This window comes from Shewanella carassii (assembly GCF_019670705.1).
Taxonomy (GTDB): domain Bacteria; phylum Pseudomonadota; class Gammaproteobacteria; order Enterobacterales; family Shewanellaceae; genus Shewanella; species Shewanella carassii.
Window position 1 is genome coordinate 4,439,259 of the sequence record NZ_AP024618.1, and the last position, 15,298, is coordinate 4,454,556.

A 15,298-nucleotide genomic window follows, 5' to 3' on the forward strand; every position below is an offset into this window, starting at 1 on the left:
CCCAATTACGACTGCAGCTTATCAGACAGGCGGTTCAATTTGCCGCGGACGGATCCATCTATCACCAGATCCCCTGCCTTGATAATTACACCGGCGATAAGCTCGGCGTTGACGCTGCAATTCAGCTTAACTTTGCGTGCGAGACGTTTCTCTAAAGAAACACTGATCTGCTGTTGCTGCTCAGAGCTGAGCTCAGTAGCAGACACCACGCTGGCTTCGATTTCCTTAGCCCATTCGTGGCGAAACTCAGCATAGAGCTGAGATACAGCAGGCAGTACCTCCAAGCGACCGTTTTCAGCCATTACCTTGATCAGATTTTGACCGTGCTCATCAATTTGCTCGCCACAGATATTGATAAAGAGTGCAGCTAGCTTAATGCTGGACATAGATCCAGCCAGCAGTGGCTTCATGGATTCGTTTTCACTCACCATTGCCGCGAAATCGAGCATTTCTGCCCAGTTTTCTACTGCTTGATGTTCAACAGCAAAGTCAAAAGCTGCCTTAGCGTAAGGGCGAGCAATGGTGGTTAACTCAGCCATAACTCAACTCCCTTATCAAATTTCAGCAACAAGTTTATTAACTATGTCGCTTTGGGCGGCTTCATCAATCGAACGCTCGAGGATCTTCTCTGCACCAGTGATGGCAAGAGTCGCAACCTGCTTACGCAGTTCCTCTTTCACGCGATTACGTTCAGCTTCAATTTCTGCTTTACCCTGAGCAATGATTTTCGCACGCTCAGCGTCTGCTTCAGCTTTGGCTTCATCAATAATCTGAGCCTTGCGCTTGTTGGCAGACTCGATGATTTCGTTGGCTGTAGCCTTGGCTTCTTTCAGTTGGTCAGTCGCTTTCGCTTGAGCCAACTCCAGGTCTTTTGCTGCACGGTCAGCGTCAGCAAGACCATCAGCAATCCTTTTCTGGCGCGCTTCGATGGCATTCATCAAAGGGGGCCATACAAACTTCATGCAGAACCACACGAAGATAATAAAGGCGACCGTCTGACCGATTAGGGTAGCGTTGATATTCACAACAGCCTCCTATTTAGAGTTAAGACAGAAGCGTTTATTACAGCATTGCACCCAGTGGGTTAGTAAACAGCATGTAAAGTGCAATACCTACACCGATCATGGTTACGGCGTCGAGCAGACCCGCTACGATGAACATCTTAACTTGCAGCATAGGAGCCATTTCTGGTTGACGCGCAGCGCCTTCCAGGAACTTACCACCCAAAAGGCCGAAACCGATAGCGGTACCCAGTGCACCCAAACCAATGAGCAGAGCAACAGCAATTGCAGTAAAGCCCAGAATCGTTTCCATCTGTATCTCCAGTATCTAAATCTATGTTAGTTGATGATTTAGTTAAAAAATTTCTTCAGCAGTCCTTAATGATCTTCATGTGCCATGCTTAGGTAAACGATAGTCAGCATCATGAAAATAAACGCTTGCAGCGTGATAACCAGAATATGGAAGATCAGCCAGCCCAGTTGCAGAGTCACACCCAGAGCGGCAATCGCCATGTTGGCACCATACATCAGCGCAATAAGGATGAAGATCAACTCACCTGCATACAAGTTACCGAAGAGACGTAACCCCAATGAAATGGGCTTAGCTATCAAGGTAACTGTTTCGAGCAGGAAGTTGACGGGTATCATTGCCCAGTGGTTGAAGGGCTGTAGCGTCAGTTCTTTCGCAAACCCTGACACACCTTTGACCTTGATGCTGTAGTAAATAATCAGCACAAACACGCCCAACGCAAGGCTGAAAGTGATGTTAAGGTCAGTAGTCGGAACTATCTTCAGATAAGGCACACCAGCCAAAGCGGCCGCATGTGGAACCCAGTCAACGGGTACCATATCCATGAGGTTCATCATGAATACCCACATGAAAATAGTCAGAGCAAGAGGTGCTATCAAGGCATTGCGACCATGGAATGTATCTTTAACGCTGTTGTCGACAAACTCGACGATCATTTCGATAAAGCATTGAAGCTTACCGGGAACGCCAGAGGTTGCCTTTTTGCCAACGCTGCGGAACAACCACAGAAACAGCACGCCAAGACCAACCGAAAAGAGCAATGAATCAATGTGCCACGTCCAGAAACCTTCACCAACGGCTAAGTTGGTAAGGTGGTGCTGGATATAGCCCTGCGGTGTTAATGCTTCACCAGATGCAGCCATGATTCATCCCACTTAACTTTGCTTGAAGTACAAAGGAGCTGCCCAATGCACTATCAACGCCAGTACATAACAGATAAAAAGGGGCAAAAATGCGACCTCTAAATTGATAAATACCAACGAAAACAATGCTATTGTTAACAGCAACTTTACCGCTTCCCCCCAGTAAAAGCCTTTGAGGACCTTACCGGCAGCGCTTGCTCCCATATGGGAAAAAGCTAGGGTCGCGAATACAAAATTAGGGAGCACAGCTATGGCAGTTCCTGCCAGAGCAGAATAGCCAAACCGAGCTCCCCACACGGCGAAAAAGATAATTGAAGCACCCCCAGCTATCGCCGCCTGCATCATCACCAATTTATAGGCTGACCAACGGCCACGACGCGCTAAAACCTTACTCAATCATTCTTCTCCGCATTCCTACTTTTTGTTTCGATGACCGGACTACAAAAACCCGTATGAAGTCGAGGCACAAAAAGCTTGCGAAAGTATACCGTTTCAAGTCTTCTTTGCAACTTTGAGATAAGTAAAAATCTCACCTTTTAACGTGATACAGCGCCAAATAAGTAAAAGTGCAACATTAACATATGTCACAAATTTACATTAAATGGTGTTAACCACATTTTTTTAATGGATTTTGGCAAGAATTCCGTCTAATTCAGCCAGATTCTGATAGTTAATTACAATTTTCCCCTTTCCCTTACTACCATGGGATATGGAAACTTTTGCACCTAACCTTTCAATTAACTGACTCTCAAGACGGGCAACATCGGCATCTTTTACAGGTTTTTCGGACTCTTTGGCAGGATTTAAGACCTTATTCACCAATCGTTCGGTTTCACGAACAGTCAATTCCTTCGCTACCACCAATCGGGCAACCGAAGTTTGTTCTTCGCCTTGCAAGGCCAGCAAGGCTCGAGCATGACCCATTTCGATATCACCGTACTCCAACAAGCGTTTTACCGGTTCATTCAGACCATTGAGTCGCAGTAGGTTCGAAACAGTAGCCCTAGATTTTCCCACAGCATCAGCTATTTGTTGGTGAGTAAGATCAAATTCTTCGATCAAGCGGTTAAGCGCAATGGCTTCTTCCATGGCATTGAGATCTTCCCGCTGAATGTTTTCTATCAGGGCAATAGCCACAGCCGCCTCGTCAGCAACCTGTTTGACTATGCAGGGTACCTTATCCAGCTTGGCCAACTGTGCGGCACGCCAGCGACGTTCACCGGCGATGATTTCGTACTTGTCATCGCTGATCTTACGTACCACTATGGGTTGAATGACTCCTTGAGCCTTGATGGATTCAGCCAGTTCTTCCAGAGCCTCGGGCGACATGTCTTTACGGGGTTGATACTTGCCTGGCTGCAGCAGATCCACATCCAGAGTCAGCAGGGTTTCGCCGGCATCAACCTTGGATTGCTCGGCATCATCACGCTTCTTGCTCGCCGCATGGCTGGTACTCAAAAGTGCGTCCAGGCCCTTGCCCAGACCCCGTTTTTTCAATGTCATGCTCATTCCTTTATGCCAGTTTCGCTTGCTGATTCTGCTCGGAGCGACGAATAATTTCGCCAGCTAAAGCCAGATAGGCCTTGGCACCAGCGCTGCTCTTGTCGTAGTACATAGCCGGTGCGCCAAAACTCGGGGCCTCGGCCAAGCGAATATTTCTTGGGATCACAGTGCGATAAACCTTGTCCCCAAAGTGCTGCTTAAGCTGATCGGAAACATCGTTAGCCAAGCGGTTGCGGGGATCGTACATGGTTCTGAGTATCCCCTCGATCCCGAGTTTGGGATTAACCATGGCCGCTAATTTGGAAATAGTGTCCATCAGCGCAGTCAAACCTTCCAGGGCATAGTATTCACACTGCATGGGAACCAGCACTGAGTCGGCCGCCGACATGGCATTCACCGTCAACATATTCAGCGAAGGAGGGCAATCGATAAAGATGAAGTCATACTCATCCTGCACCTTTGCCAAGGCGTTACGCAAGCGAATCTCCCTGGCAAAGAACTCCATCAATTTGATTTCGGCGGCGGTTACGTCACCGTTGGCGGCAATGAGATCATATTTCCCAGCGGTGTTCCGCACGACGACTTCGTCAAAACTCTTTTCTTCCACCAACAATTCATAGGCGGTGTTTTCAACTTCGTACTTGTCGACACCACTCCCCATGGTGGCATTGCCCTGGGGATCCAGATCGATCAACAGCACCCGCCGCTTGGTAGCCGCCAAAGAGGCAGCCAAATTAACGCAAGTTGTTGTTTTTCCAACGCCACCTTTCTGGTTGGCTACGGCAATAATTCTCGCCACACTGTCACCTTGTCTGTCAATTTTGTTATTGATGCCCGGTTCCGTTTGCATCAAGTTGCTTGATACGCCAGCCAATTGCAAGGCATTCAAACCTGGGGGGCGATAATCAGCAGATGTCTCTGTTCATCCAATTGAGGAACCTTGAGTTCAATAGATTCCCTGATGCTGTATCCCTCAGGGATCCCGGTCAACTCCTCTGGATTCAACTGTCCTTTGAGGGCATAGAATACCCCATTTTTCGCCGGTAGATGCTGACACCAGCTTAACATGTCGGCTACTGAGGCAAAGGCGCGGCTAAGCACGCCATCAAACCCTTGTGGATCCTGAAAGGCTTCCACTCGGCTTTCTACCGACTGTATATTTTGCAATTTGAGTTCAATCTGAACCTGTTTTTGAAAACGGATCCGCTTGCCAAGGCTATCGAGCAACACAAACTCTTTTTCCGGATTCAAAATCGCCAGCGGGATACCGGGCAATCCAGGGCCGGTGCCCACGTCAATAAAACGCTGCCCCGTGAGATGAGGAGAGACGACCAGACTATCCATGATATGCCGGATAAGCATCTGCTCAGGTTCACGCACCGAGGTCAGGTTATAGGCTTTGTTCCATTTGTTGAGCATAGCGACAAAACCGAGCAGTTGTTGCTGTTGCTCATCTGATGCATTGAGACCTGTCTCTGCCAAATATGTTTTTAACTGTGCTGCAAGCACGGGTATTCTCCCCAGAAAGATACTGCGGGGCTATTATGCGGCCCCAAAACGGCCAAGGGAAGCATCTACAGCTTCCCCGGCTCTGGAATGGTTTACTGTATCAGGCCGTACGGCGCAGTAATCCCCGTTTTTTCAGATGCACCAGCAAAATGGAGATGGCCGCAGGTGTCACCCCGGAGATCCTGGAGGCCTGGCCTATGGTTTCCGGTTTATGGGCATTGAGCTTGGCAATCACCTCGTTGGACAAGCCAGGCACTTCGTTATAATCGAGCTCCAGCGGCAGGCCAGTATTTTCGTTGCGCTGCGCCTTGGCAATCTCTTCCTGCTGACGCTGAATATAACCGGCATATTTAACCTGGATCTGCACCTGTTCGGCCGCTTGACGATCCTCGAGACCCGGTCCAAAACCTTCGATCCCCATAAGCTTGTCATAATCCAACTCAGGGCGACGCAGCAACTCTTCAAACGAAGCTTCACGAGATATTGGCGTATTGAGATGCGGATTCAGCGCTTCAACCAGAGGGGAATTCACATGGATCCACTGACTGCGCAGGCGTTGCAGTTCAGATTCTATCGCCTCAACCTTGGCTGAGAACTTGGCCCAGCGCTGATCATCAACCAATCCCAGCTCGCGGCCTTTCTCGGTCAGGCGCAGATCGGCATTGTCTTCGCGCAGCAACAAGCGATATTCGGCGCGGCTGGTAAACATACGATAGGGCTCTTTAGTGCCTAACGTCGACAGATCATCCACCAGCACGCCAAGATAAGCCTGATCCCTTCTAGGCGCCCAAGCGTCTTTACCTTGCACCTGTAAGGCCGCGTTCATACCGGCCAACAGGCCTTGAGCCCCGGCCTCTTCATAACCTGTGGTGCCGTTGATTTGACCTGCAAAGAACAACCCATTTATGGTTTTGGTTTCCAGTGAGTTTTTCAGATCTCTGGGATCGAAGTAATCATATTCGATGGCATAACCAGGACGCATGATCTCGGCATTCTCCATCCCTTTTATCGAGCGGACCAAGGCAATTTGTACATCGAATGGCAGACTAGTTGAGATACCGTTGGGGTATAACTCATTGGTATTTAGCCCCTCGGGTTCAATAAAGATCTGATGCGAACTCTTATCGGCAAAACGATGGATCTTGTCTTCAATTGACGGACAGTATCTCGGACCTATGCCTTCGATAACGCCAGAATACATAGGGCTTCTATCCAAGCCACCACGAATAATTTCATGGGTTTTCTCATTAGTATGAGTGATATAGCAAGAAATTTGCTGTGGATGTTGGCTTACATCACCAATAAAAGACATCACAGGAAGAGGATTATCTCCTTGCTGTTCTGTCATCTGTTGGAAGTCGACACTGCGGGCATCGATACGTGGTGGTGTACCCGTTTTGAGGCGGCCAACTCGAATAGGCAACTCTCTGAGTCTATGAGCTAAAGCGATCGCTGGAGGATCGCCAGCACGCCCACCACTGTAATTTTCCAATCCGATATGGATCTTGCCTCCCAGGAAAGTGCCGGCTGTCAACACCACTGTTGGAGCTTCAAAAGCCAGTCCCATTTGGGTAACGACACCTATGACTCTGTTATTTTCAACAACCAAATCGTCAACGGCCTGTTGAAAGATCTTTAAGTTAGGTTGGTTTTGCAATATCTGTTGGATCTTTTGCCTATACAAGGCGCGATCCGCTTGAGCTCGGGTTGCTCTTACCGCAGGTCCTTTACTTGAATTCAAAGTCCTGAACTGGATCCCCGCATAGTCGGTTGCTACGGCCATGGCACCACCCAAGGCATCAATCTCTTTAACTAGATGTCCTTTACCTATTCCACCAATAGCTGGATTGCAGGACATCTGACCCAAAGTGTCAATATTATGGGTCAGGAGTAAGGTCTTGACTCCCATTCTGGCAGCAGCCAATGCGGCTTCAGTTCCGGCATGACCACCACCTACAACAATTACATCAAACCGTTCATGAAAACGCATAGATTTACCTTTGGCTGGGTAAGGGATGAAAAAGGAATATCAGCCGATCATTTTAGCACCTGTATGGATGCAGGTGAATGCTCTATTTTATGCTGATGGATCGTAGAGGATCGGACTTATAGATCTTAAGATCTTTATATAGATCTTCTTATTATGTTTACTATTAGGATCGTGTTTTTCTGTGGGTAATGGATATAATTCAATATAAACAACATGTTGCGGTAAAGCGATCCTGTGATCTGTTAGCGATCTAACTCCATTAAAGCTGGGGATAGATCGCGATCTTATCCACAAGGAGGATCTAACACCAATGGGAGATCTGATTCATGCAAAGTTTGATCAGATCAAAATAAAGTATTATCCACAGACTTATCTTTTTAAAACACACTCTGTGGGTAAGTTAGATCTAGATTGTGAGTATTTTATGCTTTATTCAGGTTGAAATGAGTTTTCGAGATCGTCCAACCATTCATCAAGCCAAGCTGTGGCAGGATCTTCCGGAATTGGATCATACTGAACATCGATCTGGATCTTATCCACATAGGGTTTGGCACCTTTTGCGATCAGTTGTTGCAACAGCTTCTCCGGTCCTTGGCAGAAGGTATCGTAACTCGAGTCACCGATCGCACATAAAGCATACCGGCAATCCTGTAAATTGAGTTCTGACAGGAGTAACTCCTGATAGAAAGGCTGTAAGTTGTCCGGAAGATCGCCGGCCCCATGGGTGGAAGAAACGATCAACCAAAGGGCTTTGGGATCCAGTTGATCCAACTGTGGGTTCAAATACAGGTTTGTCTGGTGGCCGTTTTGTTCAAGCTTATTGATGAGTTCTTCGGCAACATATTCAGCGCCCCCCAAGGTGGTTCCGACCAATACTTCGACTTTTGCCATGAATAATCCTCTGTTAGTGAGCGCCTGGCGCCTTTATTTCAATGGCCCATATTAATCCAATTTGCGGTGACAGACAGCCTTGGGTAACCTGAGTTTGAGTACTATTGCATTGATCCTGTTGTAGGCTCTTTCTGCGCTTGAGGCTGATATGAAACTGAAGTGGTTGCTGATCTTCCCGTTGCTTTCTTTGCTGGTGTTACTCGGGGGATGGCATTGGTTGTTTACTGTCCCGACAAATGTTCAATTGCAATCTGACAGGGTTAACGCCGATTCCAACGTTACCTGTATCCAGACGTCGACGACAAGGGCACTGGATAAGCATGGCGAGTTTGGCGTGTTGATCTGGAATATTCAGAAGCAGCAGAATGGCCTGTGGCGTTCTCGTCTCGATGAGTTTGCTGAAGCTCGGCAGTTGGTATTATTGCAAGAAGCCAGCCTGGATCCCGGCATGTACCATTATTTGATCTCAGCAAAGTGGTTCTGGCGTTTCGTCAATGCTTTTAGCGTATTGGATACCCCTGCTGGGGTGATGAACCTCTCCCGCAGTGCTCCCTTGAGCAGTTGTGGTTACCGTACCCTTGAGCCCTGGTTGCGGTTGCCTAAGACGGCTTTGGTTGCCAAATATCTTTTGTCCAATGGCACCTCCCTGACGGTGGTCAATGTTCACGGAATTAATTTCAGCGTTGGGATTGAGGAATATCGACAGCAACTCAAATCGTTAACCGAAGCGCTAGCCGGGGAAAAGATCACAGATCCCATTATTCTGGCAGGTGATTTCAACACCTGGAGTGAAGAGCGCAGCCAACTGCTGGCTCGATTGGTGTCTTCTTTAGGGTTGAAAGAAGCTCATTTTGTTGAGGATAACAGGGTGAGAGTGCTGGGATATCCCCTAGATCATCTCTTTTATCGGGGACTGAAACCCAAAGAGCTGTATGTACCGGAAACTGAAGTGTCTGATCACAATCCCATTATCGCCAACTTTGTGATTGCCGAGCGCTAGGCCTTAGGTCACTCATGTTTCCCTGACTCCTGTACCGCAACAAAGGGCCTGTGACCGAAGTCAGCATACTTAACGGAGGGCCCTGGCAGATTGTTTTTTTCGCCACATCTCCGGCACCCGGGCCCATTACTAGTAAGTGGGCGGCATGACTGTCATCTGAAGAATATGCTCGATGATTATCACTGTTTTTCCTTGATCTGCGAGTAAGGTAAACAGCTCAAGCAGCTACTCTACATCGGTCATATTCAGGTCAGCGGTGGGTTCATCAAAGACATAAATGCCTCAGTATTGCTCCACTTCTGTTGCGACCACACCAGAGTCATACAAAGAAAATACCGCCAAACCAATTGCGGCAAATATCGCCAGAAAAAGAACACTGGCATACCCAGTCTGCTGCTGAGATAACCTACTTAAATTCGCTTTTGCGGCGATTCTGTATAACAGGTAGCGATAGAACACTTGCATGGCTCAATCCTTGGTCGTGGTTTGTCCTTCAAGTGGTGCTCGTCGTTAACTCTTCCGATATCGAGTGCATGGAAAAGTCGACGGCTATGCTTAAATTCTTAGCCTTTATTCAAATTAAATTTGTTGTTTGGGTGTGAGTAGGTACGTCGGCTACTGATATTCTGCCTTCCACAAAGTCAAAGGTTCGGCAGAGCACCATTGCCAGAATTTCTTCTCAACCAAGTCGCTTGCCTCTGCTGCCTCCCGCCCCTCAAATAAGTGCCAATTTTCCTCCGCAGATTTCAGGGCATACTGTCTCAAGTGACCTGTGACCCTCTCAAAATCGGATGGTTCGAGAAGAAATATGCTGCCATCCCTGTAAGACTCCCAGGGCATCTGATCGTTAGGTCGTCGTTGATGATTATGGAAGAACGCCTCGCTGTAGATGCTGGCCGAAGCGCCCGCAGACACACAGTCGTCCCAACGTTGGCAGCGAAAGAAATACTCGTCCTCAGCCTCAGCAGTGCCTGTTAGCTCTCGATAGGGGCAAGATCTGTCCCAAGGCTTATCGATATTTGTTTCGGCTATACCTTTGCGCGCCAGTTCAATTTCATGCGGCTTTGGGAACCTGTCCATCAGCAATTGCGCTGGTTCGCCACTCTCGTTTGCCATCAAAATGGAGGGAGTTCCTATAAGGAAGATACAGAGTGTAACGCTGGCGCAAGCTGAATTTAAAATCGATGGCATTAAGTGAAATGACATTCTACCTCCCTGAAGAACTAAGTTATTTTATCCCTAAACAGGAATAGGCCATTTATAACAATGCCCTTTATCCTTGCTTGTGCAGGTTACTTATGAGTACAGGCCTTTAAAGCCGTCTTGTTGTAATCGTTCAAGCCTCCGGCCTCGGCAGTGCTCTGCCTCACGGTTTGTTGATTTGGCAGCAATGGCAATTAGAGCAACAATTTCGATATACCAAGTCATACCGTGAACGTAAAAATTTCGTGGTATATAGCTTAAACCACTTGAAGCTATTGATAATCATTTTGCGGTCATTATTAGATCAATCCTTCAATGATTCAATTGCTCCTGAGAATAAAATAGCCTAGGAATTACACCCTGAAAGATTAGGTGATTGGTATGGCGGCCTCAGTTGAATTAACCCTTTAAGGTTGTTTTCGGTAAATATGTTGGAGATGCATTTTCACAGTGTTCGGTGAAAATTTCAGTTTGACGATTCAGGTGAAAGTCCTTGGTTCTATTCTCAAATATATTCTTTTGGGATTGCCACTCAACCAGTCGTTTACTCTTAATGGTTTCGGCGAGAAGCATATGTTCTTTGTTGTGTTGGCGCTGGGTGGGTGTTTGGGGGACGTCGTGATTTTTTTCTATTTAGACTCTACTTGGGCCCCAATCAGTGCGAGTAGCATGTCATGGGGCCCAACTGGGACTAGATTTGGCAACAAACGGAAAATGACGAACTAATAAAATCAGTTGGTTATCTGCTATCGTTTGCTGTTGTTTTCCGTTATTTGCCCGCTTTACTTTCCGATACAGAAACTGGAAAAAATTCTTCCCAGCAGATCGTCCGAGGTGAATTGGCCGGTGATTTCGGCCAGAGCCTGTTGAGTCATGCGCAGTTCTTCGGCCAGCAGCTCACCTGCCTGATAGACTTCCAGCTGTACTTTGCCCTGCTGTAGATGTTCTCCGGCGACTTCCAAGGCTTCCAGGTGACGGCGACGGGCGATAAAACCGCCTTCCAGGTTACTCTGATAGCCCATCAAGTTTTTGAGGTGCTGTTTCAGCGCATCGACCCCGAGCCCGGTTTTGGCTGAGATCCTAAAGACGTCATAGCCTTTCTCTTCGCTGGGGCTCAGCGATTCACCGGTCAGATCCGCCTTATTGCGTACCACAGTGACGCCGAGGTTTTCCGGCAGGCGATCAATAAAGTCAGGCCAGATTTCATGAGGGTCAACGGCTTGGGTTTCTGTGCCATCGACCATAAATAACACTCTGTCGGCGGTAGCGATTTCGGCCCAAGCTCTTTCTATGCCTATCTGTTCTACTGTGTCAGTGGTGTCGCGCAGGCCGGCGGTGTCTATGACATGCAGCGGCATGCCATCCAAGTGGATATGCTCCCGCAATACATCTCTTGTGGTGCCGGCTATTTCGGTGACAATCGCCGACTCTTTTCCCGCCAGGGCGTTGAGCAGACTGGACTTACCGGCGTTGGGGCGGCCGGCTATCACCACTTTCATCCCTTCGCGGATGATGGCGCCCTGTTTGGCACTGGCCTGTACCAAGTCCAGTTTATCTATGATGCGATAAAGGGCATTGGCAATCTTACCGTCGGAGAGAAAATCCACCTCTTCATCGGGAAAGTCGATGGCGGCCTCGACATAGAGGCGCAGGTTGGTAACCTGTTCCACCAGCTCATGCACTTCCCGGGAAAACTCGCCCTGAAGTGATTGCAGGGCGCTCTTGGCGGCCTGTTCGCTGGTGGCATCGATGAGATCGGCTATCGCTTCAGCCTGAGTCAGATCCAGCTTGTCATTCATAAAGGCCTGTTCGCTGAATTCCCCCGGGCGTGCCAAGCGGAGTCCTTCGACTTCCAGGACTCGTTTGATCAGCATGTCCATGACGATTTGACCACCATGGCCCTGAAGTTCCAGCACATCTTCACCGGTAAAAGAATTGGGGCCTTTGAAGAACAGGGCGATACCCTGATCCAGCACTTCTCCCTGACTTCCCTTGAAGTCACAGTAATCGGCATATCTTGGCTTGGGCTGATGGCCCAGCAATGCCTGTGCAACGGCTTGGGCCTTGGGCCCCGAAACTCTGACTATGCCTACACCACCGCGGCCTGGAGCGGTGGCCTGCGCCACGATAGTATCTGTTGTCACTGCATTAACCCTTGAAAACGTATTTATAAAAAACAAAAGGCGACCCTTAGGCCGCCCTTGATCATTTGACCCGAAATCGGCTTATTTTAAGCCTTTTTTCTCCAGGCCGGCATAGATAATCTTCTGCTGGATAATGGCAACTATGTTACCCACCAACCAGTAGAGTACCAGACCGGATGGGAACCAGAGGAAGAATACGGTAAAGATTACTGGCATCCATTGCATCATCTTCTGTTGCATAGGATCCATGGTCGGTGCCATTGGCTGCATTTTTTGCATCAGGAACATGGAGACACCCATCAGCAGCGGCAGAATGTAGTAAGGATCCTGTACCGACAGATCGTCAATCCACAGCATGAATGGCGCATGACGCAGTTCCACGCCTTCCATCAGTACCCAGTAAAGGGCAATAAAGATAGGCATTTGCAGCAAGATAGGCAGACAGCCACCCATAGGGTTCACTTTTTCCTTCTTGTACAGCTCCATCATGGCTTGGCCCATCTTCTGGCGATCATCACCGAATCTGTCCTTCAGCTCCTGCAATTTAGGTTGCAGGTTTCGCATCTTGGCCATAGAGGTGTATTGCGCCTTGGTCAGCGGGAACAGAATACCGCGCACCGTCAGGGTGATTAGTATGATGGCCACACCCCAGTTACCCACGATGGATTGGAAGAACATCAGCAGCTTGTAGATAGGCACTGCCAGCCACCAGAGGAAGCCATAATCCACAACCAGGTTAAGGGTGTCAGACAGCTCGGACAGGGCGGCTTGATCCTTTGGACCTACGTAGAAGTCGGCGCTCAGGGTCATTTCAGTGCCCGGGGCTACTGTCTTTTTCTCGCCCATGAAGCCAATGTTGGCGGTACCTGAGCTATCTCTGGTGAATATGATGTTGGTTTCATTTTTTGGCGGAACCCAGGCTGACACAAAGTAGTGTTGCAGCATGGCGGCCCAGCCACCTTCAGTCTTCTTCTCCAGATCCTTTTCCTGGATATCTTCAAAGTTATACTTTTCGTAGCGGATATCGGCAGTCGAGAAGGCGGCACCACGATAAGTTGGCATCATCATGCTGCTGTCTGAAGGTTTGATGGTCTGTTTTATCTGACCGTACATCTGAACCTGCAGTGGCTCAGATGTGGTGTTGTCAATCTTGTACTCAACGTCTACGGCAAACTGACCTTTGTGGAAGGTGTAGATCTTAGTGTACTTGGCACCGTTTGCTGCTGTGTAGCTCAAAGGTACTGTCAGAGTATCTTCGCCTGCAGCCAGGGTAAATTCCTTGGCGTTGGCTGAGTAGGTGGCACGCCCCTTGGTACTGTCAGTGCCGCCGCTGCCCATCAGGCCACTCTGGGCTATGTATACGAAACCAGGTTTCTGTTCCAACAGAACGAAAGGCTCGTCTTTGTTCAGCTCCAGTTTGTGAGCAACCAAAGCGGCATGCACTATGTCACCACCGACAGGATTGATCAGCACATCCAGTTGATCTGTGGTGACTCTGATAAGATCTTTGGACGCCACTGCTGTTTCTTCTGGCATGCCTGAATCGGCGACCGGAACGTCAGCGCTGTGAGTTGTCTCTTGAACGGAAGTGGCAACTGTTGTTTCAGTTACAGCGGGTTTGGGTGCTTTATCGGTTTGCCACTGTTGCCACAGCAGAAAGCTGACAAACAGCAGGCCGATAAGCAGTAAATTGCGTTGAGATTCCATAGCCTATTTATTACACCTGTCATTTTTAGGGGGGACGGGATCACTGCCGCCCGGATGTAAAGGGTGACATTTTAATATGCGTTTGATTGCAAACCAACTCCCTTTAATCGTTCCGTGCACTCGCACCGCTTCTATGGCGTAGTGAGAGCAGGTTGGATTAAAGCGACAGCGAGGCCCCAGCAGAGGGCTGATAAGGAGTTGATAGGCTCTGATAGCCTTGATTATCAGCCATTGAAACGGCGACTGAGCTTGCGCCATAACTTTTCTACCAGCTTTCTGAGCTGTTCATTATCCATATCCAGCACACCGCCGCGAACCAGCACCACTATGTCCAGTGGTGGTAAATCATGTTGATTTAGGCGGAAGCTATCCCGGATCACCCGCTTGATACGATTGCGTTGATTGGCTCTCTTTACGTGGCGTTTGGCCACAGTGAGTCCCAGACGCGGATGTTGCATCTCATTGGGTACAGCAAGCAGGGTTATTTCAGCTGAGGAGGCTTTAATGGGGTTGGTAAATACGGTTTTGAATTGCGCGGGAGTTAGCAAGCGTAACTCCCGCGTAAAGGTGTAACGAGTCACCTAGTTGTCTACTCGCAATTAAGCTGACAGACGAGCGCGACCTTTGGCACGGCGACGAGCCAGTACCTTACGGCCGTTCGCTGTAGCCATACGAGCGCGGAAGCCGTGAGAACGCTTGCGCTTCAGGTTGCTAGGTTGAAAAGTACGTTTACTCATGATGGCAATCCGTCTTTGTTAGTGAATTTACCTTATCTCTGGAGTGAGGTAAGGGCAAAAAAGAGGCCGAATTGTAATCACTTTAGTCAGGGCAGTCAACACGTGCAGCCCCTCTCAAGGTAATTTCTCTCAGCATTTTCGCGATCTGCTGAGTTGAGGTCACCACAAGATGTGGATAACTCTGTGTACGGACACTATATCTTGTGGATCCATGGATCTCTTTGCAGATCGGCGGTCGCTGATTATAGATCAGGGTAGATCGCTTTATAAAGCGGGATTTTAACCGGGTGTGCAAATAGCTGATCCGGTTCGATCGATCCGGATCAGGAGGATCCAGTGATTGGGATCTGCCTGGGGATAATTACACTTAAAGGATAGCGATTATTCAGATCTCGCTATAGAATACCCTCCTTTCGAGGCGATCTTTTGGGGATAAGTAC

General features: G+C 48.5%; 18 protein-coding genes. 1 reads left to right on the top strand and 17 read right to left on the bottom strand.

Going from position 1 to position 15,298, the window contains the following annotated elements; all coding sequences use genetic code 11:
• Positions 1-5: 5 nt before the first annotated feature.
• The 10 genes from atpH to mioC all read right to left on the bottom strand — a co-directional run bounded on the left by atpH (position 6) and on the right by mioC (position 8,067).
• A complete protein-coding gene (gene atpH, locus K5621_RS19885; RefSeq protein WP_100143509.1) occupies positions 6-539 on the bottom strand; it encodes a F0F1 ATP synthase subunit delta in 534 nt (177 codons plus the stop codon).
• Positions 540-554: 15 nt separating this feature from the next.
• Positions 555-1,025: a F0F1 ATP synthase subunit B gene (atpF, locus tag K5621_RS19890; protein ID WP_100143510.1), complete on the bottom strand. Its 471-nt coding sequence runs from the start codon at positions 1,023-1,025 to the stop codon at positions 555-557.
• A 37-nt stretch (positions 1,026-1,062) separates the two neighbouring features.
• Entirely contained in the window at positions 1,063-1,314 is a 252-nt protein-coding gene (gene atpE, locus K5621_RS19895) for a F0F1 ATP synthase subunit C (protein WP_025011729.1), read from the bottom strand.
• Positions 1,315-1,379: 65 nt separating this feature from the next.
• Positions 1,380-2,174: a F0F1 ATP synthase subunit A gene (gene atpB / locus K5621_RS19900; protein ID WP_100143511.1), complete on the bottom strand. Its 795-nt coding sequence runs from the start codon at positions 2,172-2,174 to the stop codon at positions 1,380-1,382.
• Positions 2,175-2,186: 12 nt separating this feature from the next.
• On the bottom strand, positions 2,187-2,570 hold the full coding sequence (locus K5621_RS19905) for an ATP synthase subunit I (protein ID WP_100143512.1): 384 nt from the start codon (positions 2,568-2,570) through the stop codon (positions 2,187-2,189).
• Between the two features lie 225 nt (positions 2,571-2,795).
• Positions 2,796-3,677, bottom strand: a complete 882-nt coding sequence (locus tag K5621_RS19910; protein ID WP_100143513.1) for a ParB/RepB/Spo0J family partition protein — start codon at positions 3,675-3,677, stop codon at positions 2,796-2,798.
• 10 nt (positions 3,678-3,687) lie between these two features.
• Positions 3,688-4,476 (bottom strand): ParA family protein, encoded by a 789-nt coding sequence (locus K5621_RS19915; protein ID WP_100143547.1) that lies wholly within the window; start codon positions 4,474-4,476, stop codon positions 3,688-3,690.
• A gap of 86 nt (positions 4,477-4,562) precedes the next feature.
• A complete protein-coding gene (gene rsmG / locus K5621_RS19920; protein WP_221050122.1) occupies positions 4,563-5,186 on the bottom strand; it encodes a 16S rRNA (guanine(527)-N(7))-methyltransferase RsmG in 624 nt (207 codons plus the stop codon).
• 100 nt (positions 5,187-5,286) lie between these two features.
• Complete coding sequence (mnmG, locus tag K5621_RS19925) at positions 5,287-7,176, bottom strand: tRNA uridine-5-carboxymethylaminomethyl(34) synthesis enzyme MnmG (protein ID WP_100143515.1); 1,890 nt, start codon at positions 7,174-7,176, stop codon at positions 5,287-5,289.
• A gap of 429 nt (positions 7,177-7,605) precedes the next feature.
• Positions 7,606-8,067, bottom strand: a complete 462-nt coding sequence (gene mioC / locus K5621_RS19930; protein WP_100143516.1) for an FMN-binding protein MioC — start codon at positions 8,065-8,067, stop codon at positions 7,606-7,608.
• Positions 8,068-8,215: 148 nt separating this feature from the next.
• On the opposite strand from mioC, the gene K5621_RS19935 reads away from it, so the two are divergent.
• Entirely contained in the window at positions 8,216-9,067 is an 852-nt protein-coding gene (locus K5621_RS19935; protein ID WP_221050123.1) for an endonuclease/exonuclease/phosphatase family protein, read from the top strand.
• 282 nt (positions 9,068-9,349) lie between these two features.
• On the opposite strand, the gene K5621_RS19940 is transcribed toward K5621_RS19935, so the two are convergent.
• From K5621_RS19940 to rpmH, 7 genes are all read right to left on the bottom strand, one after another.
• A complete protein-coding gene (locus tag K5621_RS19940; RefSeq protein WP_221050124.1) occupies positions 9,350-9,532 on the bottom strand; it encodes a hypothetical protein in 183 nt (60 codons plus the stop codon).
• Positions 9,533-9,682: 150 nt separating this feature from the next.
• The gene (locus K5621_RS19945) at positions 9,683-10,273 is read right to left on the bottom strand and encodes a hypothetical protein (RefSeq protein WP_188726047.1); all 591 of its coding nucleotides are present in this window, start codon (positions 10,271-10,273) and stop codon (positions 9,683-9,685) included.
• Positions 10,274-11,052: 779 nt separating this feature from the next.
• The gene (gene mnmE, locus K5621_RS19950) at positions 11,053-12,414 is read right to left on the bottom strand and encodes a tRNA uridine-5-carboxymethylaminomethyl(34) synthesis GTPase MnmE (RefSeq protein WP_039035676.1); all 1,362 of its coding nucleotides are present in this window, start codon (positions 12,412-12,414) and stop codon (positions 11,053-11,055) included.
• Positions 12,415-12,495: 81 nt separating this feature from the next.
• Positions 12,496-14,121 (bottom strand): membrane protein insertase YidC, encoded by a 1,626-nt coding sequence (yidC, locus tag K5621_RS19955; protein WP_100143520.1) that lies wholly within the window; start codon positions 14,119-14,121, stop codon positions 12,496-12,498.
• Between the two features lie 3 nt (positions 14,122-14,124).
• Complete coding sequence (gene yidD, locus K5621_RS19960; RefSeq protein ID WP_100143521.1) at positions 14,125-14,379, bottom strand: membrane protein insertion efficiency factor YidD; 255 nt, start codon at positions 14,377-14,379, stop codon at positions 14,125-14,127.
• Complete coding sequence (gene rnpA / locus K5621_RS19965; protein ID WP_025889662.1) at positions 14,346-14,702, bottom strand: ribonuclease P protein component; 357 nt, start codon at positions 14,700-14,702, stop codon at positions 14,346-14,348. Before rnpA ends, yidD begins: the two co-directional genes overlap by 34 nt.
• 18 nt (positions 14,703-14,720) lie before the next feature.
• Positions 14,721-14,858: a 50S ribosomal protein L34 gene (gene rpmH, locus K5621_RS19970; RefSeq protein WP_011758135.1), complete on the bottom strand. Its 138-nt coding sequence runs from the start codon at positions 14,856-14,858 to the stop codon at positions 14,721-14,723.
• Positions 14,859-15,298 lie beyond the last annotated feature (440 nt).

Excerpts from the sequence above, each read along its gene's own strand:
- atpH (WP_100143509.1), bottom strand. The coding sequence starts at position 539 with ATGGCTGAGTTAACCACCATTGCTCGCCCTTACGCTAAGGCAGCTTTT.
- atpB (WP_100143511.1), bottom strand. The coding sequence starts at position 2,174 with ATGGCTGCATCTGGTGAAGCATTAACACCGCAGGGCTATATCCAGCAC.
- rpmH (WP_011758135.1), bottom strand. The coding sequence starts at position 14,858 with ATGAGTAAACGTACTTTTCAACCTAGCAACCTGAAGCGCAAGCGTTCT.
- yidC (WP_100143520.1), bottom strand. The coding sequence starts at position 14,121 with ATGGAATCTCAACGCAATTTACTGCTTATCGGCCTGCTGTTTGTCAGC.
- K5621_RS19935 (WP_221050123.1), top strand. The coding sequence starts at position 8,216 with ATGAAACTGAAGTGGTTGCTGATCTTCCCGTTGCTTTCTTTGCTGGTG.
- K5621_RS19940 (WP_221050124.1), bottom strand. The coding sequence starts at position 9,532 with ATGCAAGTGTTCTATCGCTACCTGTTATACAGAATCGCCGCAAAAGCG.
- yidD (WP_100143521.1), bottom strand. The coding sequence starts at position 14,379 with ATGGCGCAAGCTCAGTCGCCGTTTCAATGGCTGATAATCAAGGCTATC.
- atpE (WP_025011729.1), bottom strand. The coding sequence starts at position 1,314 with ATGGAAACGATTCTGGGCTTTACTGCAATTGCTGTTGCTCTGCTCATT.
- mnmG (WP_100143515.1), bottom strand. The coding sequence starts at position 7,176 with ATGCGTTTTCATGAACGGTTTGATGTAATTGTTGTAGGTGGTGGTCAT.
- K5621_RS19945 (WP_188726047.1), bottom strand. The coding sequence starts at position 10,273 with ATGTCATTTCACTTAATGCCATCGATTTTAAATTCAGCTTGCGCCAGC.
- K5621_RS19910 (WP_100143513.1), bottom strand. The coding sequence starts at position 3,677 with ATGACATTGAAAAAACGGGGTCTGGGCAAGGGCCTGGACGCACTTTTG.
- mioC (WP_100143516.1), bottom strand. The coding sequence starts at position 8,067 with ATGGCAAAAGTCGAAGTATTGGTCGGAACCACCTTGGGGGGCGCTGAA.